This is a genomic window from Xanthocytophaga agilis, from assembly GCF_030068605.1.
Classification (GTDB): Bacteria; Bacteroidota; Bacteroidia; order Cytophagales; family 172606-1; genus Xanthocytophaga; species Xanthocytophaga agilis.
In genome coordinates this window covers 30,616-52,448 of sequence record NZ_JASJOU010000025.1, presented here as the reverse complement: position 1 = coordinate 52,448, position 21,833 = coordinate 30,616, and the positions used below count along the sequence as shown (strand labels likewise).

Annotated in this window: 8 protein-coding genes and 1 pseudogene; 4 read left to right on the top strand and 5 right to left on the bottom strand. The window is 37.8% G+C overall.

The features are described 5' to 3' along the window. Positions 1–526: 526 nt before the first annotated feature. From QNI22_RS38500 to QNI22_RS38485, 4 genes are all read left to right on the top strand, one after another. Positions 527–6,298 (top strand): T9SS type A sorting domain-containing protein, encoded by a 5,772-nt coding sequence (locus QNI22_RS38500; RefSeq protein WP_314519727.1) that lies wholly within the window; start codon positions 527–529, stop codon positions 6,296–6,298. Positions 6,299–6,610: 312 nt separating this feature from the next. Beyond that, a complete protein-coding gene (locus QNI22_RS38495) occupies positions 6,611–8,836 on the top strand; it encodes an alpha-L-rhamnosidase-related protein (RefSeq protein ID WP_314519726.1) in 2,226 nt (741 codons plus the stop codon). 1,915 nt (positions 8,837–10,751) lie between these two features. Continuing rightward, entirely contained in the window at positions 10,752–12,407 is a 1,656-nt protein-coding gene (locus tag QNI22_RS38490) for a PAS domain-containing sensor histidine kinase (protein WP_314519723.1), read from the top strand. 956 nt (positions 12,408–13,363) lie between these two features. Then, complete coding sequence (locus QNI22_RS38485) at positions 13,364–15,706, top strand: PAS domain-containing protein (protein WP_314519720.1); 2,343 nt, start codon at positions 13,364–13,366, stop codon at positions 15,704–15,706. A 608-nt stretch (positions 15,707–16,314) separates the two neighbouring features. On the opposite strand, the gene QNI22_RS40470 is transcribed toward QNI22_RS38485, so the two are convergent. The 5 genes and pseudogenes from QNI22_RS40470 to QNI22_RS38465 all read right to left on the bottom strand — a co-directional run bounded on the left by QNI22_RS40470 (position 16,315) and on the right by QNI22_RS38465 (position 20,994). Then, positions 16,315–16,527 carry a hypothetical protein gene (locus tag QNI22_RS40470; protein WP_419836274.1) on the bottom strand — a complete coding sequence of 71 codons (213 nt, stop codon included), beginning with the start codon at positions 16,525–16,527 and terminating at the stop codon, positions 16,315–16,317. A 272-nt stretch (positions 16,528–16,799) separates the two neighbouring features. Next, a pseudogene (locus QNI22_RS40465) lies at positions 16,800–17,115 on the bottom strand (transposase); the annotation flags it as partial. A 928-nt stretch (positions 17,116–18,043) separates the two neighbouring features. Further along, positions 18,044–18,484 (bottom strand): response regulator, encoded by a 441-nt coding sequence (locus QNI22_RS38475; protein ID WP_314519715.1) that lies wholly within the window; start codon positions 18,482–18,484, stop codon positions 18,044–18,046. Between the two features lie 241 nt (positions 18,485–18,725). Further along, complete coding sequence (locus QNI22_RS38470; protein ID WP_313989548.1) at positions 18,726–19,223, bottom strand: chemotaxis protein CheW; 498 nt, start codon at positions 19,221–19,223, stop codon at positions 18,726–18,728. Positions 19,224–20,727: 1,504 nt separating this feature from the next. Then, complete coding sequence (locus tag QNI22_RS38465) at positions 20,728–20,994, bottom strand: hypothetical protein (protein ID WP_313989547.1); 267 nt, start codon at positions 20,992–20,994, stop codon at positions 20,728–20,730. Positions 20,995–21,833 lie beyond the last annotated feature (839 nt).

The window sequence follows — 21,833 nt, the reverse complement described above, 5'->3', positions numbered from 1 at the left end:
AAGGTTGATAAAATAAGTCAGATAATGTCTCACATCTAATAGAAGCATACGTTTGAATAGCCAGCTCATTGACACTGGATTTACAAGCATAGTGCTTTTTATCAGAACCAAGTGCTATAAAAGTAGTTCCTTTCTATAGTTCTAATAGATCTGCTTATAATACGTCAGATGGAAGGATGTTCTTAAATAATCTAATCAAAAGCACAATTTTCAAATTGACTCTGCTATACATCTTAGAACGACAGATCATGTAATATTCTGATTAGATGTGTAAGTTAAGAGAATGTGCTTAAAAATCTGACTACCTCAATAAGTACATTATAGATGTATATATGTGTTTTTAATGTGCACATTGTCAGGTTTATACATTACCTCCGCCAGGTGTCTACACTTTTGTCTTCATAGGGGAAAAGAGTCTGATTCGTGATCTCTATAACTTTGTTACTCCTTATGCTTTTTGTATTTCTAAACGAGCTTCGGAAGTTGTGTTTCCTTTTATACTCTACAATTCTTTTTCACCAGTGGTATGTTTGATCTTTTTACAAATAGTGGACGAAGGTTTATACTTTTCGTTTTATTTCTGATAGCAGATGCATTTGCCATGCTAACAGCTTCTGCCCAGACCACCTATAGTTGGAATGCGGCAACCCTCAATTCTGATTGGAATGAACCTGCCAACTGGACTCCTGCCAGAAATTCGCCAGCTAGCAGTGATATTATTCAGTTTAATGCAACACCTGTTTCGCCTATTATTAATGTGTCTGCTGATTCCATTGGAAGAATTATAGTCAGGAGCGGTGTTAAAGTGAGCTTGACTGCCAGTACAAATGCTAATGGAAAAACATTGGTGGTAACTGCTGGTAGTGGCAATAGCATTGATCTTAATCCAAATTCCTCTTTAACTTTTCTTGGAACGTCCAGGCTTAATCTGTCTCTGGCTGCAGATCTGAGCATTGGCAATGGAGCCATACTGGTTTTTAATGCCCAGGCTACACAGACTGTAACGGTAACTGGAAATTTATTGGCATCCAATGGAACAATTGATATCAGTAGTGGAGATTTAGATCATATCCTTAACCTGGCAGGCACATCCAATACAGTAGGCATTTTCACTACCAGCGCTACTTCCAATAGTACGGTTATCTACAGTGGCAATACTAACCAGATGGTGTTTGCCAGTAGTAACTATATTAATGTAAGCACGCTTGGTAGTAATACCAAAACTCTTCAGGGAGATACACAGATAAACGGAGATCTATCCATTGGAAAAAATACTACAGTAGATGTTACTACCTACAATCTGAATATTGTTGGCAATACTGTCATTGCAGGAAATTTTAAAGATATACACAATCAGGGTGTGAATACCTTTACAGGTACAGTAAATATTACCAACACAGGCTCATTCTCAATAACAGGTAGTTCATCCCTTATTTTTAAGGGAGGTATCACAAACAATGGTACCTTCTCAACTACTGGTTCCCAACTTACTTTTTCTGAAAAAGATCAGACTTTATCCGGCAGCAAATCTCTCTTAATTGGAGGCAATGTGCTCATTGTTGGCTCCATCAGAGTTACCAATCAAATTACTGAAGCTACAAGTGGGGTAAGTATATCGGGTATGTTGAATGGAAACGATGCCGGATCTGTCTTTGAAAATAAGACTTTACTTGTTTACAGAAATAGTATAATTCCTATGTCAACAGGAAGCCTTCTGGCAGGTTCCTGTCTAAATACAGTCCAATATCAAGGATCAAACCAGAGCATAAAGGCTACAACCTATTGCAATTTGTTTTTAACTGGAGCAACAAAATCCCTTACCGGTACAACAAGCATAACAAATGAGTTAACCGTTTTCAACAATACAGCTTTACAAATTGGAGGAAATGACCTGACTGTGTTTGGTAGGACTTCGATACCCTCTTATGGAAAATTACTTGATAATTCATCTGTAGGTATCACTAATCTTACAAATTTGGAGATAAGCAGTGGCAGTAGTATTGACAATGGAGGAGGAAGTGAAGCTGGTGTTATTAATATCAGCGGAAAATTTATTACTTCTAGCCAAGCTATTACTCTTGGTTCGGTTACTCTCACTGTCGGTGGAGAAACTATTATTCAAAATGGAGGGCTTCAGTTCACCAATGTTTTGGGAGCAAAAGTATTTAATAACATTACTTTGTCAAGTCCTTGGCTTGATAAGATCGGATGGAATAATAATGTCAATGAATCTATCACAATTACAGGTAATCTGACAATTAATGCAGGGGTGTCCTTCGCTGCGGGTACAGGAGTCTATACTTTTACAGGTACTAATAAAATCATTACCTCAAACATTATTTTATCCATTCCATTTGCTACTTTTAGTGGATCCTATACAGCCAGTAATGGCTCTGCGGTAGGAGCAGATATTCTGATTGCTAACCCAGTTATTGCTCCTGGTGGTAAATTTGTCAATGCCACAACTTCCTACCCGTTAACTGTTGCCAAGTCCTATACTGCCAGAGCGTTTAACAATGAATCGAGGGCATTTTTTAACAAATTTGATCGTCTGAGTGCAAGCGGTGATGAAGGCAACACTGTTAGTGCTACAAATACCACTAATTTTACTTTTACTCATTCTGGGTCAGGAGAAGTGTATGCACTTCGTAGCCGGGATCTGAGTCCGGTGCCGACGACAGCTATTGTACGATTTAGCCTACAGGGTACTACAAGTAGTGCCAATGGTAGGGCTCAACTACTTTTGGGAAGTAATATGGAAGATAATACCTCTTCTGTTAATGCCATTGCCGGACTTGTATTTAATCTTAAAAATAATAATACCTTATCTATTAGTTCACTTAATGGAAATTATACAAGTGGGGATTATACTAACCCAGATAAAGAGTTCTGGTGGGTAGTTAATCGTAGTGGAGCTGACCAAACCTACACAGGACCCAACGGAAACTCGTATCCGATAAACAGTAATACCTCAGACTTATGGTATAATGGAGCTATTGTAACTACAGGTATAGCTATTACAGCTGGTTCTAACCCTATTGGAGAAGTAAAGTTTGCTCTAACAACGGGAATTGCGAGCATCAAGCTGAATGATTTACGAATCAATCCTATTGCAAAACTAAGTATTTCCCCTATATGCTGGTATGGAGGGCAGCCTGTCGCTATTCCGGTGACACTAAGCACTATCGGCCCAGGTGGAGGATTTAATGCAGGAACTGTTTTCAAAGTACAAAGGTCTAACGCAAATGGAGTGTTTAACCAAGATCTTACACAGGATATTTATGGAACCTTAACCCCAGCTGATCCAACTTCTTCGACAGTTTTTACTATCAGTACGACTTTTCCTGATAAATATTCAGATGTAGGGATAAAAGATCTGGGTAACAATTATCGGTACCGGGTAATTAGTACGGATTTGCTGCTAGTAAGTGCTAATAATGATTATCCCATGTATTATATAGCTAATCCCGGACCTGAATCCATTGACCCGAACTTTCCGACTCTGTCTGTTGTCAGGGCTTATGAATCAGGGAAGTATGTTACAGCCTACTGGGGGTATACCTATGGCTCTACAGATACTAAGATCATTAAAATACCCTCTGCATCAGGGAATAGTTACACTCCCAGATTATCAGATTTTCCCGGTACGGGAGAATATTATCTGGTAGCCGTAAGTACATCTGGTTGTATGAGTAATGCAAAAAAGATTGTTGTCAATTGTTCAGGCACTGGCAATCTGATTAAAAATGGTGATTTTAGCAAAGTGGGCAAATATGGTGTGGGTAAAGGCATTAATGATATTAATGGAAACGGAATCATTGAATTTGATCAGGGTGATTTTGAATCTGAATTTAACCAGCACGATCCTAATGCTCATTCGTATGGCTGGCCAATAGGAGACTATACCGTTAGTACCAATCCAAACTGGTACTATGTTGGCTTTTGTGACATGAATAATGGCAACAGAGCTCCAACAAAAGATAGTAATGGAAAAACGATTGACGGAGGAAATATGCTTATCGCCGATGCACCCACTTCTGGGTCTGCTATTGCCTGGCGACAAACCATAACCAATCTGAAGCCATACACCAATTATGTTTTTACCTTTTGGGCCGCAAGTCTGGACCGGTATTCGCAAAATACACTTCAGTTTGCCGTGTATGTAGATTGCTACCGAATGGGAGATGATATTGTGGATAACTATGCTTCGTCCTGTAACTGGTCAAAATATTCTGTACAGCTCAATACGGGCAATCAGACCCAACTCACCTTAGGGATAGGAAATATCAGTGCATCGGGTTTGGGAAACGATGTCGCTTTTGATAACATAGAGCTATATGAATGTAGTAGTAAAACCAGTACTGGAAACAACTTTGCTGTAGTGAATAAATTTGTCTGGAAAGGATATACGTCCGATTGGTTTAATTCTGATAACTGGGGCGTGTGTGCTCCCAATCTGCCTACTTGCGGTGATGATGTGGTCATTCCGGCTACCCTGCCTGGTGGCAGGGTGTATCCGGTAATTAGTAAAAACTATCAAACACGCTCTCCTTCTTCTATTAATAGTTATGGGGGGACTAATATCAACAATAGTTTTACTGGTTCATTACCGAATACTGCAGCACAGGTACGAAATATTACCATAGAGACAGGAGCCACTTTGACTGTTAATGATTCCTATATGCTGCGTATTTGTGGTAATATGAACAACAATGGATCGGTCATTACCAATACCACAGGCACTATCGTTTTCTTTGGAAATGACATACAGAATATCTCCGGTAGTGGTGTGTTTAATAATCTGGCCATTGATCAGGGAAAATCTACTGATCAGGCAAAGTGGGCAACAACTGTGGTTAGTCAAACTAGTGCTATTACTGTCAATGGACTTTTGGATATTAAAAAGAGCTCGGACAAATTGGACATAAATGGTAACACACTTTATTTGAATGGAACCCTTTCTACCAGCTCGGGTACTATTAAGGGCAGTAATACCTCTTCCATTGTTGTTGGTGGTAGCGGAGATACAGGGGGGCGGCTCCTTTTCTCTCCAGGTGCACAGCAACTTAAATCCCTGGTAATAGACCGTGCTGGTGGACAAATTATATTAGGAACACCATTACAATTAGTAGGTGGTATAAATGCATTAACATTGACAAATGGAATCATTACTACCGATAACAGTAATTTATTGACGTTAGATCAGACTTCTACGGTCAGTGGTGCTTCTGAACATGTTTCCGGAGGGTCAAATGCGAGCCATATAAATGGTCCAATGGCTAAGATTACAGCAGGCACAACTGCATTCACCTTCCCTGTTGGTAGCAGTGGGGCACTTGGAGAGATTGGCATACAACCTTCTTCATCAAACTACAACACCTTTAAAGCTCAATATTTCAGGCAGAATCCGTATGAGTTAGGCAGGGTAGTCCAACTCCCTCTTGGCTATATAAGTGCTTTGGAATACTGGCGTATGGAACGTGTTTCTGGCACTAGCAAAGGTAAAATTTCCTTGCACTGGTCGTCCTACAGTGCTGTTTCGCCCCTTGCTGCTGGTTGGAAAGATCTGCGCGTGACCCGTTATAGCGCCCTTCCGGATACAACACAGGAAGGTATATCGCCTGCTGCAGGGATTTGGCAAAGCCGGGGCAATAGTGCTATTGGAGCTGGGGCAACGAAAGAAAATGGGTATATAACTTCAGCTGAGATTGGTTCATTCAGCCCTTATACATTTGGGACTGTGTCCGGATACAATCCACTACCTGTACAGATGCTTACCTTTACAGGTAGCATAGAAAAGCAGACAGTACACTTGAACTGGTCAACCACAAATGAAAAAAATAGTGCTTACTTTAATGTGATGCGAAGCAGTGATGGAATTCATTTCTCTGTAATCGGGAAAGTTCCTGCTCAGGGAGAATCTTCGTCTGCATATAGTTATGCTTTCGTCGATCAAAATCCAATGGCAATTAATTACTATCGTCTCGATCAGGTAGATACCGATTATCAGACTACTTTATCGAAAGTAATTTCCATTCAGTTAACTCTTTCTGAAATCAAAGTGGATATATTCCCTAATCCTTCCGATGGTAAACAGTTGTATCTGTATACAAACTATCAGGGTAAGGTGCAGATTAGCATAACCAATCTGCTTGGTGTAAAATTGGGAGAGCAAACAGTAATGGCTAATGGCAACACCTTAGATATTTCTCCATCAATTATACTTCCTGCTGGTTTGTATGTAATTACTGTGCAGACAGGTACAAAGGTTTCTTTACATAAGATTGTCATAGAGTAATTCATTGCTTTCTAAAGCAAAAAATAAATTCTTACTAGAATTTGCTCTTAGTTGGTCAATGCTCTTAGTTGGTCAAAAATAGTGGTTCATAATCCAAAGGGGATGTATGAGCCACTTCCCATTTCTTAATTATTATTATTGGTTTCTATCTATTATTCCCTACTTGTTTTCAACATACTTGGGTTGCCGAATATGATCACTCTAAAAATACGTCTTCAAACCATACAGTTAAAAATCAAAACGCGCACCATTCTCTTACTTCTAGGTTTTCTGCTATATAGTTTTCAGCCTCTTTTCGCCTCGGATACAAATATGTCAGGCTATTGGATTTCCTCATTATCGGAAAAAAGTGATAAACCCAATACCTGGATAGCCTTTCGTCAGGATATCATTTTGCCAGCGAAACCTAGTCAAGCAATAGCTATGATAGCTACAGATACAAAGTACTGGCTTTGGATTAACGGACAGCTTATCCTATTTGAAGGTGGGCTTAAACGCGGCCCCAATCCACAGGATACGTATTATGATAAGGTTGATCTGGCCCCTTACCTGAAAAAAGGAAATAACCAAATTGCTATCTTAGTCTGGCATTTGGGAAAAGATGGATTTTCACATCTAAACAGCGGACGTGCCGGACTTTTTTTCTCTATGCAAGCAGACAAAGTAACCTTTTACAGTGATAACAAATGGGTATGTCGGATTCATCCCGCTTACAGCACAACGGATGAACCGTCTCCTAACTTTCGGCTTCCCGAATCAAATATTCGTTTTGACGCCCGAAATGATATGGGCTCTTGGCAAACAATGTCGTTAAATTCCTTACCTGATTTTAAAGCAGCCCAACAGATTGGCCGGCCCGGCGATGCACCATGGAATGGTTTAGTAGAGCGTCCGATTCCCCAATGGAAAGATTTCGGAATTAAAAAGTTGTCCTTTAAACGGCATCATGGAAATGGGATAGATACAATTTTCGCTCCTTTGCCCTACAATATGCAAATGACCCCAATTATTATTGTAAAAGACAATACAGGTGGGCATAGGATTGGAATTAGTACAGATCACAGTGTAGCTGGTGGAACCAATAACTTACGGGCAGAATATATAACAACCAAAGGCTATCAGGAATATGAGTCATATGGCTGGCTAAATGGTGAGAAAATTTTGCTTACTGTTGCTTCTGACATTGAGGTCATCGCTATCAAGTATCGTCAAACAGGATATAATACAGAACCTGTTGGTAGTTTTACATGCAGTGATGAATTTTATAATCTGTTTTGGAAAAAGGCACTGCGCACCTTATATGTCAATATGCGTGACAACTATTTTGATTGTCCAGACAGAGAACGCGCGCAATGGTGGGCAGATGCAGTATTACTTATGGGGGAAAGCTTTTATACCTATTCTACCTCTACCCATGCGTTGATGCGTAAAGCCATACATGAACTGGCAGCCTGGCAGCGAACAGAAGGAGAATTATTTTCTCCGATCCCCGGAAACTTTAACAAAGAACTGCCTGATCAGATGCTTACCAGTATTGGATACTATGGTTTTTGGAATTACTATCTAAATACAGGTGACCGCAAGACAATAGAAGAGGTTTACCCTGCTGTAAAAAAATATCTTTCCCTGTGGAAAACTGATGATACAGGCCTTACCGTATTGCGTCAGGGAGATTGGCTTTGGGGTGATTGGGGAGATAACAAAGACATAAGACTGATTATAGCTGGCTGGCACTACCTGGCCTTAGATGGTGCGGCAAAAATGGCAGACCTGCTTGACAAAGATATAGATGCAACTGGCTATCGGTTGATTATGGCACAAGTAAAAGCCGGATACAACAAATGCTGGAATGGCTATGCCTACCGTCACTCTTCTTATCAGGGAAAAACCGATGACAGGGTACAAGCCATTGCAGTCATTTCCGGAATAGCTGATTTATCAAAATATCCTTCTATCCTTGCTATATTAAAAACACAGTTTCATGCCAGCCCATATATGGAAAAATATGTAATGGAAGCATTATTTGTGATGGGGCAAGGAAAATATGCCTTGCAACGAACGAAGGAACGTTTCTCTGAAATGGTGAAAAATCCGGATTACACGACTTTGTTTGAAGGGTGGGGGATAGGCGAAAGAGGATTTGGTGGAGGCACAACCAACCATGCTTGGAGCGGAGGCGCGCAGATTGTAATCGCCCAGTGCGTTTTTGGTGTTAAACCACTACAAGCAGCTTATAAGACCTTTCTTGTTGAACCCAATCCTGCTACCTTTACTTCAGGATCGCTTACAGTTCCAACTGTGAAAGGAATGATTAGTGTGTCATTTGAAAAAGAAATCAGCGAGTTTCAATTAAAATTAACTGTCCCGACAGGTACAACAGCAATTGTCCGTTTAGGTAAGGATGTAAAAGTTTATGTGAATAAGAAGTTGCTCACAGAAAGACAACTCTGTGTAGAAAAACAATGGCAGAAAGCCTCTTTCACAACTTTTAAGCTTTTCGCTGGTGAATATTTTATCACAACGAAAAAAGGAGTATAATCTTCTCTGTAGACAAGTTAAAAAGTAAAAGATTGCTCTACGAGAACTTTTCTAAGGTAATGATGCTGGTAAAATAGGCCGGAGATTTTCTTTATTCATCCTTTGTTTAACGTTAGATCTGGATTGTATAAAAGGTAAAGGATTGAGAAGAAACTGGTTTTGCTTTGTTCAATTAAAAACACAGGTAACTCAATCCTACTTGCAAAACCCAATTAGTGAAAATCAACGATCAAAGTTAATGGTTTAATTACCAGCTTCCAATCTTACTAAAATAGCCGCAATTAGGCCAACTTAACAATTAGACCACCTTAGCAGTTTTTATACTATAAGGCACTTTGACATTTGTACAATCCGGTCTGCTTACCCGCTTGTATTTTATCAAAAGACCTTCTTATACTCGTTTTCTGGTTTTGCCCGAAAGTGTCTAGGGTCCAGTAAAGTGTATGCTCTAGTGTGGTATTTGCCACAGGTCATAGTTTATTTTGGAAAAGATGTTTCTATTGTTGATCAACACCCTCGATGAGCTAAACATACTGTACTATTGGTCCGGGCACTACGGCTGTCAAGTTTGTTGACATCTCTATTCTTTTATTTATGATGCTGTAACAGCTCTTCTGTGTGCATTATTCCATTGTCCATACTCATTATCTTTATTGCCTCTTGCTCTATGACAGCAGACAAACCTCCCTGATTGGCTTTTACATATTTGATAAGAGAAGTCAGAATCTAATCATAGAGTTATTGTATTTCTGTTTGTATATCTGCATGGTGTACAAAATATCTACAAACTGCGTAAGCCCTTCAGTAATCCAGATGCATTGGTTTTTTCTGCCCCCGCATGCTCTCGCATTTGTATCAATGCCTCAGCAAGTGCCTTTTGAGGTCGTTATACTCTCTACCTGAATCCAGCCAAGATACGCTTCAAAATATCTTGTCAATGCTAAATAAAAAAGAACGCATATAAAGAAAATTCAGCCGAGAACAATACAATTTCAATCAAAGAACCCTACCAAGTATGATACAGAATGCTATGTCCCAAGATAGTATAGAGGTATAAAGGAAAATCTATAAGGGAAATATACTTATCGGATTAAAACCCAACCACACACAAGGAGACAAAAACAATGACTATTTTAAAGCTGACCTATATATAGCGAGAAGGAATAGTAAAGCTAATGTTGATAAATATCTATTACAAATACCTTGTAATGTATTGATAATGAGATAATTGTGTGCGTGAGGGTAGATCCATATTTTTTATAGCTTGTTTATATTCCTGTTAAAAAATCAATAGGGATATAAAGTTTATTCTCATATATATCTGATACCTATGCCCTTTTTTGTTATTCTCTTTACAAAGATTTATTGTCCTCATTTTTGTCTAGATGGAAAATCCAAGAGTACAAACCTATACTTTTAGCTTTGTATCATCGATTGCTAACAATCTGTTCGCTACATTATACTATTTCATATTTAAAATTAACAACCAAACCACTGCACCTACATACGATTACACCTACATACGATTACATTTTTGCCCGGATCCACTAATGGTGTTATTGCTTTCCCGCCAAAAGAAAATTATCCCTACTGATTAATTATCCAAACTGGCCTAAAATGAAGACTATACTAACCATTAATTTACTTTACTAAGTATAATTAATGCAGAGTTGATTGTGCTATTTCGGAGCAAATGGAATCTCGTTGGGCAATCTATGTGACTGATTTGTGTGATAAAGTTAACTTGTAATGCGATAAATTATACTGAAGATCAGCTTGAGAGCACAACCCTGACCCTGAGAGCACGACCCTACAGATTACTATTGAAATAGCGTAGTTGTGTGAGGATAGTCATCTTGTGCAAAAACGTAAAAAAATCCTATATTTCTTAAATAGTTAGATTCACCCTATCCGAATGTCTCATTTTCATACATTTGATTTCTTCCTGAGAAATTTCTTTGGACATCCTATTCCTTCACAGAAGCGAGCAGGTAACCAATTCAGAACCATTATAACATTTCAGTTTACTTTAGTTTGTACAGGTGTTTTCTTACTAGCTGCTATTCTTGATTTTATAGTTGCCGAATATATGTTGGGATATGCAATCCTGATGGGCCTTTGTATTTTTTTATGGATTTTGTGTGTTCAGGATGAAGGGTATTATACCTTTACTTCGACATTATCTATTCTGATTATTAACGCACTTATTTTTGTACATGATGCTCGGTATGGTATACAGGCTGGCGTATATTTCTTTTATTTTCCATTGGTATTTGCAATCTTTTCCACCTTTTCCTATAAAAATAAACTCTTTATAATTTGCCATCTGCTAGTCACAATTGCAGGATGGGGAGTAATGGAATTGACATACCATTCACTCTATTATTCAAAAAAACATGGTTATGAAACGCTGCACGGACTTTTTATTTTTTGCATGGTTACATCATTGTGTATTACAATCGTATTTGTGTATTTGATCCTGCAACAAATACGGACGAGTTCTATCGTACATGAGCAGGAAAAGCTAAAATCAGTCTTGGATAGTAACAATCAGATGTTGATGCTGATTAACAAGGAGAGGAAGATAGAACTTTTTAATCGGCGGTTTTTTGATTATTGTCAAACTGTATATGGAAACACGTTGCAGATAGGAGGTAATTATCCAGATTATGGAAATCCACAAAATCGGGAAATGGAAGCAGATGCTTTGGATAAAGCATTTTCTGGCCAGACTATTCAAAAAGATATGTTGGTGATGATGGGAAATGTTCCTACCTGGATGAGTTTGAATTTTGTTCCTGTTGTAAACAAAAGAGGCGAAATACATAATGTAGCCTTTTCTGTTTTAGATATTTCTGAGCGTAAAAACTATGAAAAAAATCTTAGTGAGACAAATGCGATTCTTACCAAGTTAAATCATGAACTGGATCATTTTATCTATCGGTCTTCACATGATATGCGAGCTCCGCTAGCATCTGTATTGGGGTTGGTCGAATTATTTCAGACGGAGGAAGATGAATCAGAACGGGAGGAGTATATAGCAATGATTGGTAAGAGTGTACATAAGTTAGATCAGTTATTAATTGACATTACTCAATACGCCAAGAATAGAAAACTTGAAATCAGAAATCAGCCATTGTATTTTTCAGAAATAGTTAATGAATTAATAGAGTCATTGCGATTTGCTAAAAATGCACAAAGTATTGACTTTAAAGTAACTATTATCCAGGATAAAGCCTTCTATAGTGATGAAGAAAGAGTGAGGTCAGTGATTGGTAATCTGTTGTCTAATGCTGTACGGTATCGTTCCTTACAAGTGGCCTCTTTTGTAGAAATAACAGTTGTTGTCAATGATGATAAGGCAAAGATTACTATTACTGATAATGGTATTGGAATAGAACCAGAATATCTGAGCCGGATTTTTGATATGTTTTTTAAGGTTTCTCACAAATCAGTGGGATCTGGACTAGGCCTTTACATTGTAAAGGAAACAGTGACTGCTTTAGGTGGCTCTATACATGTGAAATCCGTAGTTGGATTGGGAACAACATTTATAGTTGAATTAAGATAGTTCTGAGAATGGGATACAAAACTTGTCATAGCATTTGTATGATTGTGACATAGTGCTATTTAAAATATAGGGCTAATTTCAAAAGTGAAATAAATCTCATACGTTTATAAACCGACTCAAAACATTGCTTCCTGATAGATAAAGAGTAAAGGTTCAAAAGATGTACTATAGTTAATTTCCTTTTAAAAATTTTAAATTATTGCTATTATAGTGGTGTACTTATAAGTAACTCGATCGAGTTGTCCATAAGTACACCACTTTTTTGCTTTTAGCACCTTTTATTTTCTGTTCTCCTACTATTGACTCGTCTATCCAATCCAAAGCTCACAAGGTAGTAGCCGTCGATATTGGCTCAAAGTCTACCAGCAGCTAGAAGATACCAGCAGCTAGGCTCTGCCAGCAAATCCACCCAAAAATTTAGCATCGCCCGTTTAACCTTACAGCGATGGGTCAAACCAGAGCAGTAGAAGGGATTGGAAGACTTATCCCGTAGACCCGATTACCTGTCCAGATAAAAATGGGGAAGATGTATGTAATTGAAGACCAATTTCAAAGTGTGCGTACAGTTTTATTGTGCCAGATTTCACTGTGTTATATTGCGCCTACTATTGGGAACAGTCTCAAAAAAGGGGACTATTTCAACTTAATCCCACGTCAATGTCTCCTTTTTTGTCTATGGCCAGAATTAACCTTCTACACTAACTTACCCATAACTTTGCCTCACCCTTCCACTTACCGAAATCTTTTGTCTATCCAGTATAGATAAGACAGTTTAAAAATTAAACATAATTTCCCTTATAGCATTATCTGTATTTACAAAGTCAATCCTTTTTTACTGAGTTTGCACTCTAAGGATGGTAATCCTCTACCGGGTCAGGTACCTATTCGGAAATAGTTTACTTAGTTTCCATTCAAATTAGTTTCCATTCAAATTAGTTTCCATTCAAATTTCTATTATGAGAGAGTTTCTCCAACGCTTTACTGTGGCCCGTCGGCTTTCTATAACACTATTTATTACCCTTTTCTTTTTCTGCGTAATCGGAATGCTACTTTATCATATGTCTGTACGCAATCAACAACTCAGACAACATATTATCTCTTATGGAAGTTTTAGCAGAGACATTTCCGAAATCAGAGGTATGTACAACTCGATGCGAGGCGATTTTGGTTTTGCTTTTATTATAAGCTCGGAAACTGATCCGGTAAACTCTGTCAAACTTGTCGATTGGTTTACTTCACGCAATCAGAGTCTGGTTCGTTTTATACAAAGGCTTAAAGGATATACGGATTTACCTGTCAATCTTTTGCAACAAAGAGATAGTTTTCTGATCAGTCTGGAGCACTTCCAACAATTGAATCAAAGTAAATTTGACCAGGTCTTGTCAGTAACTGCTGCAGATTCGAGCACAACTAATTTTATTGAACTGAAGAGCTTTCTTTTTGACCAGTACACTACTTCGTTTCAAGAGTTGACAGATCAGTCAAATAAACTTGAACTGGCGTTAAGCAGACAAAATGAGATATTAATTAAAGACGCAGATCATAAGAGCAAACAAATTCTACTGTTAAGTGCCATTTTTATCGTCTTGTCAATAGTAGGAATCGTTTTTTTCTTCAGAATAATCACGCAATCAATCGTTCAACCTGTACATAATGCCAAAGATTGTCTCCAACGCCTTTCCTTAGGAGAAATACCTTCTATTCACATGGTACATGGAAAAGATGAAATTTCAGACATGTTACGAGCCTTATTGGTATTACTAGACAACCAGAAAAGACTCGTCCGCTTTACAGAAGCTGTGGCACAGGAAAACTTTGGTGTGGAAGCAGACATGTTTGGTGGCAATGGTCCGGTAGTGGCATCACTCATACGTATGCGAAACAGTTTAGAAGAGTCTGCTGTGCAGAATGCTAACAAGAACTGGTATAATGAGGGCATATCTAAGTTAAGTCTGATTTTACGAAAAAAAGAGGAAGACTTAAACCAAATGGCCTTTTCTGTGCTTCGGTTTCTGGTTAAATATGTGGGAGCTAATCAAGGATCGTTCTTTATTATCAATAGTTCCGATAGTGAACAGGAATTGGTATCTGTGGCAACATACGCCTACGATCGTCAAAAATTTGGGCATACACGCATACAATGGGGGGAAGGATTACTTGGTGCAGCTTGTCTGGAAAAGCAGATGATCTATATGACTGAAATTCCGCAGGGATACACCCAAATTACCAGCGGCTTGGGCGAGGCTACTCCTAGTTGTTTGATTATTTTACCACTTTTGTATGAAAATCAGGTCGAAGGAGCCATAGAATTAGCCTTGTTTGAAACGTTGAATGAGCATCAGGTCAACTTTCTCAATGACGCTTCCAATGTAATTGCTTCAGAGCTGAACGGTGTAAGAACCAATTTGAAAATTCGACTGCTACTCCAGCAAACACAACAGCAAACAGAAGAACTCAAAGCTACGGAAGAAGAAATTCGACAGAACATGGAAGAACTTTCTTCAACGCAAGATGAGATGTCTCGCCAGCAGAAACAAAATAACGAACTACTCCAGCGGTTTGATCTGGCAGCTAAAACCACCACCGAAGGTCTGTGGGATATGCGTGTTCCGGCAAATTTAGAATTTACCGATGAGACTCATTTTGAATGGACTGATAATTTTCGCAGAATGCTTGGGTATGTCAGTGTAAGCGATTTTCCCAATAAACTCGGATCATGGTCAAACCTACTGCATCCAGATGATAAAGAAAGAACGTTAACTGCCTTTTCTGCACACTTGCTTGATTTTACTGGAAAGACGCCTTATGATATAAAATATCAGGTAAAAACACGTACAGCAGATTACCGTTGGTTCCGCGCAGTAGGTAATACACTACGGGATGAAACAGGAAAACCCCTCAGGGTTGCGGGTACACTAATTGATATTCAGGAGCAAGTGGACTTACTAGGGTTATCGGCTGCTATTGATTCAACGCTGGCTACTGTTGAAATCAGTCATGAAGGTATAATCCTTTCGGCAAATCAAAATTTTCTCAACTTGCTTGACTACCAATTAAATGAAATCCGAGGTTGCCATCACTCATCTTTGATTGAGAGTGAGTACAGTCGTAGCCTAAACTATAGTGAATTTTGGGAATCATTAAAAAAAGGCATCTCTCAAGTTGGTAAACTTGTCCGAATTACTCACAGTGGTGAAGAAAAATGGATAAGTGTAGTTTACTCACCTGTATTTGATTTTCAGGGAAAGCTAGTTAAAGTGATTGCCTTTTCTCCTATGCTCCATTCATTTGAGAATTAGTAAAGTTCTTTACAACTATAATAGAAGTGGTCGAAGTGTCTCATTGATGCGGAACCTGACAAAGCGCATATAAGCTATTTTTTTAGAAAAGTTCATAGCTGACCTGTCTTTGGCCGATCCATTCTTTGACTGATCGAATGTAGAGCGTATAACCTGTTATTCTTCTAATGGATAAAGAATAACAGGTTACAAATAACAGGTTATAGACAACAGGTTACAGAAAAGTGCTTTTTGATAGACAAAGAAGAGATATTCGTTACGTAACTATGGGCTCTAACGATGTAAATAGTTTTGCCCTACAACTTTGCTGAAAAAACACGCAAAACAGACTAATTAAAATAACTAATAATAGTAACTACTAAAGGTATACAATAAGTTAAATCGTCAGCGTTTAATACAAGCTTTTAGTAATGTAGGCTTCCCTATAAAGTGAGCCAGTGAAAAATAAAGAAAAATGGTTATTGACGTCCACCCAAATTTAAGACCGGTCAGAAGTGGAAAAATCGGTGGTATTGAACACTTGCGATTGTTCTTCTATCTGGCAGGGTGTAAGTCCAGCGTCTCAGCTCAGATAGTGAACTATGAGGTCTGATTTTTTCTTAACGGCATCACCCTTTCCATTCGATGATTGGCTGACCGATTACGAGCGTCTCAGTTGTGATCGGAGGTTTGTTGCGAAGATTCAGGCCTTCTTCCTTGTATAACCGATACACTCGTTTAACAGATCGGATATGATCTGCATTATCACGCCATCCTTCACGACGTAAAAGAGTATAGATCCGCAGCATCTCTGCGAAGTCATATCCATCTCTAATCCGCACAGCTGCTACGGATCAGAGATGATCCGCTCCTTGATCCGCCTTTTGAGTACTGTATCGTCTAGCTGCTACGTGAATAAAGCAGATCTGCTTCATAACATCGGATTTGCGTTTTTTCTTTTGATAGTACCACACTGACCGCTGCAAGCCTAGCACTGAACAGGCTCTGCGGGATGAAATGCGGTAACGGGTATGTGAGAACATCGTCCATCACTTGGGTACCCAGCTTACGCAGCTACTTTGCGAAGTCAAGCTGGTTTTAAAAATTTTTTTTACCGGAGCATCTTTGATCCGTTCACATCCTGTAGCATTTGTTTGTCCAGGCTCGCATATCAGAGATGATCCATCGGCTACCAGTTGCTTGAGTTTGGCATTTTCTTCTTCCAATTGGCGCAGATGGCGTAATTCAAGCCCATGTGGTCCCAGCCAAAACGCTTTGAAGGTATCAGATTGAAACGCCTAACCCACCAAACTTCTTCTTCCAGTTATAAAATGTGGCATGTGAACCAGATACGGTTCATTAATACCCATTTTTCGACAGACTTCTTCAACTGAGACCCCTCTCTCGGCCTGCTTCAATGCAAACGCGATTTGTGCTTTAGTAAACTATTGGATCTGAGATGATTGTTTATCTGAGATGATCTGGTTTTCATGGCGATTTTCTTTATGTGTACACTAAGTAAAATCACTTATTTTTTCTACTTCCCTATGAAATAGCAGCGTAGGTCCATTTTTATGGGGGGAGGCCAATGACTTTAAGCAATCAAGACTTAGTCACTGAAAAGGGAGTTAATGGTAAATAGGAATATTTCTTTTGTAAAAAATCGAGTTCCTCACGCAATTTGAGGATTTGTTTTGATAAGCGTTCGTTTTCCGTTCTAGCAGCAAATAGATTTACTTGTGAATGCCTGATCATAGTAAGTATTTAATCAGAAATCGTTTATATTAAAAAGGTCTTTTGTTCTTATTAGATGCGTCAATACAGACAACTAGATGAGTTTATACCCAAAAACTTAGTACTTACAAACTTATTATTCAAAAAAGTTGCTGTAACATACAGCAACTTTTCTAACACAACTAATTTGGGAATGTAACCTAAATGCACTGTATGGACTCCCTAACAAAGCTAGCATATTGCCAGGTAAACTTACAGCTGTATATACAGATGTCTTCTTATTTGTCCATAAGAAAGTTGTCTATAAGAAAATGGTTCAGATAAATCTACTGGCAAAAAATCTCTGGTCCGCTTATGGTGAGTAGGACATTTGGCTCAGGTGGCAAATATATAGTGAAACTGGTCAGGATTGAATGATGAGCTAACCAAAATTATTTCAGAATGTGATAGTGATTATGCTCGGATAGATTTTTCAGTTTTCTTTAGTGGAGTACCGTTCCGAAAAAATTGATGAGAAGGTGAATCAGTGGAGGGGAATTAGTGGAAATAACTAAAATAACGTAAATTCCGGACTAATGTAAGCAGCCAGAATCACTTTAGGACTTAGTATTTGGAGAAAGAAAACTAATCTGAGAGCGAAAGTCTTTTCATATCTTTTAGAATCTGTTCTATCAATGCTTTTGTCATGGGTTTTGTTAGAAGTTTTCTTACTCTGGGAAAGTGAGTGATTCGCTCTTTATCAATAAAACTTATTGAGTTAGTGAGTACATACAAAATGCAATTTTCATTCAGTAAAGAAGGATTGTTTTTCAAAATGGCTAAAAAATCATATCCGTCCATAAAAGGCATATTCAGATCCAGGAACATGACTTGTGGAAGGTCTCTATTTGTTAGATCAGAAAGAAAATTTACGGTAGAGACAATGGAATTCTGAGTAATGACAGTGTTTGCAAACCTGGTTTTAATGAAAATTGTTTCCCCAATTAATCTATCAATTGGATCATCATCTACCAAAAGCACTGTTGTATGTATAGAAGGCAAATCTGGACCTGATACTTTCATCATATGTGATCTATGGTTTAATGAATTGTGTTATTGTGAATCGTCAATACCATGTTTGAACAGTGCTGATCTGATTCGTTGTTTTTGAGCGTACAGAGACTATAGTTTAAGTGTATTCAACACCTTGTCTATTCAAAATATGATGTTTTCAAAGCATTGTCTGATCTGATACAGCAAAATGAGTAGCCGCCACACTATATAAATTCTGCTAGTTGAGATACTATCTAAGTGGTGTTTTAGACTTTTATTGTAATCCTAAATGGGAAAGGTTCTCCTTTTCATCCAAGGAGAAAAGCTCGTCTATATTCAGATACATAATAAAGTCATCTCCAATTTTGAAAGTGCCCTGAATGAACTTGTCTTGGTATTCAGAGTTAATAATTGGCAAAGATTTAATCTGATGCTGATCTGCTTCAAACACTTCTATAACTGAGTCCACCAATGCGCCGATGGTAATAAACTCACTTTGCTTTTCATTGCTTTTTGTAATTGTCAGTACTAGTAGGCAACTATCCTGTGTAGTTGGTACTGAAACCATTCCACATTTTATGCGGGTATCAATTACTGGCATAATCATTCCTCTCAGATTGGTTATGCCTCTGACAAAGGGAGGAGTGTCAGGAACAATAGTAATTTTGGTTACTTTCAATACTTCTCTTACTCTTAATTCATTAGTGGCAAATTTTTCCTCACCTAAGTTAAAAGAAAGATAGGATTGCCTTTTTATTGGCACTGTACTCATACTAAATCAATAGGTAGATTCAAAATTGTCCTTATTATTAATAAACTAGCCTCTGCTAGTGCGATCAACAGACCCTTTACTGCCCTATGGTAGGATAGAAGAGACTTGGTATTGGATTCGATCTTATTTAGCTATATTTTCAAAAGTTCTAATTTCAATTTCTCATAAAAATTCAAACATTGAGTTAATCATACCTTTATTGAAGACTTTGCTTGTATTTGCCGGCAATATTTCTAGCTGAAAAGGTTTTGTATCATGGATGCAAATTCAATTTTCTTTCAAATGAATCAATCCTCAGTGTTCGCCCTACCGTTTAGGATCAGAAATCCTTTTTAAGCGTTTTCTCTACTAGATTTAATGAACGCTCAGCATCATATGGTAGGGTCTTGTGTAAGAATTGTTCTCTCCATAGTGATTCAAACTACTCCAAACTATTGTATTAATGTAAATCTGCTTGAAGCTCTTAGAAGGATCGCTTGAAATTACTACTGTTAAACTACTGTTTTTAACAAAATATAGAATCCATATATAAAGTGAATCGACAAGTAAAATAGGATGCAAATCTACCAACAAGCTGGGATAGGATGTTAGCACGGTATATAGACAAAAGAGAGTACATCATCTCTGGGGAAACTATGTATCTGCCAATGTATCTACAGAGGAAACAATGTATTTACAGGTATTTATATCTATATCCTATCGGGCTCCTGTTAAGCAGAAGTCTGAGATACAGAATATGCCTGATTAATACGATGGATTACCTTAGTAAGAAAGAACTATGTCACGCTCATATCAAGCCCATACTAGTAAGCTGACAACGGATATAAAGAGATCTGGGTACATTAGGCTTTATCGAAAAGAATATACAGGTCGGATAGGATAGTCATTTGGAATGACTGGGTATGACCGATAGAAACAAAAACGCCAGGAGAAGTTTGATTAGGGTTAAGCCAATCAGCACAATAAGCTGGTAAACCTGAAGCAGCGAGTATGAAGCTAATATATATGGTAGAGTAACTGCCTAACTATCATTTTCTATCTTTTCATATTTAACAGATAAAGGTAGCAATAGGATACAGATTCAGGCACAAATGATAATTTATCTAAAATCATAACTTATCCGACAATATACTGGGATAAGCTATCATTTTCTCAATAGGATGTTCTTTTAAGAAAGAAAGGCTACTACAAAATGTAGTAACCTTTCGGATTAGTTATACTTTAAACCCAAATAATTACAAGAAAAGTTGCTGTATGTTACAGCAACTTTTACAACACAACTTGTTTGAATACATAATTAGATATGTCCTTAGAGGAGGGCACTCTGACACAAAGGTATTTGTATAATCTATATGGTAATGTTGTAACAACAGATGTCCATTCTTTTGTCTATAAGAAGGCTTGTAAATAAGGCTCGTGAACTGGGAGTAAATTAGTGGCTTCTCTGGTCAATACTAGAAACAAATACAGCGGTTACAACCTTTGGTAGTTAATTAACCTATGGTTAGAGAAAATATAAAAATGCTTCTATCGTTACATACACAGCATTAGTCATATCAATAAAATCCATCTCTTTGTCCGCTCTGCCTTCATTGTATTTGACTATATTCTCTTTTGATTGTATAAGGTGTAAGATAACTCTTTCTTTTGTGGAAGAACTACCCGCTGTTTCGATAACTGTCCGAGCCTGGTCAATAAGTGACAAAACCATAGTTAAATCAATTATTCCGCTTTCAATTTGTTCTATTTCTTGTTGTTCTATTTCTTGCAAAATCGTCTGCAGAGTTAATCTTTGGTTGCGGTATACCATCTTTTTAAAATTTTAGATTCATCGATTATAGATTTTGAACTTGCAGATTTTTATGAACAGGTGCTGTCAAAACACAAAAACAACCAGATTTGATAATACAAATGCTGTGTGATAGTATTGAGGTCAGAAAGCAGATACATAGTGTTTTGTCTAAGCATATTTCCTTTATGGGAAATTTGCATGTACTTTACGGCATTTTGGTAGGAAAACTGCAGGCCGCAAAGCAAAAAAAACTTCTTTACATTTCAATCTCTAGTTAACTAGACAAATGCAGAGACATTGAGTTTGTATTGAGTTTGTTTGGCTTGGCCGAACACGTCTCAAAAAATTATCTGTCACACTTTTTTCCTTACAGGACGGATATAAACTGAGTGAATCTTAATTAGAAGTTTTAGATATGAATTTAGATATGAACACTCTGCAAGCGATCAGAAACCTTGCAAGTGAAACATTGGACATATCTATGTTCAAATAGGAAGTTGATAAACTTAATAAGTCTTCTTTTTTGTCTAATTATCTATCTGCTCTTTTTCAGATTACTGTTCTACCTTTACTTAAATTTTCTGGCTGGTCAGAGGAGAACATATTCTTTTAAGATTCTGAAATGGTCTAACCCGGATAAGTGGGAAATCTATTATAGCCTGAAACTGGTCAGTCGTTAAATTGGTCAGTATTTGGCAACCCACAAACGTATTGACTAGAAGAAATAATTGGAAATTACACTAGTTAAGTAAGCTGAATGCCTGCTAAACAAATTCCCTGCTTTCACTTCTATTTCGTTGAGTAAATAATAATTGTTT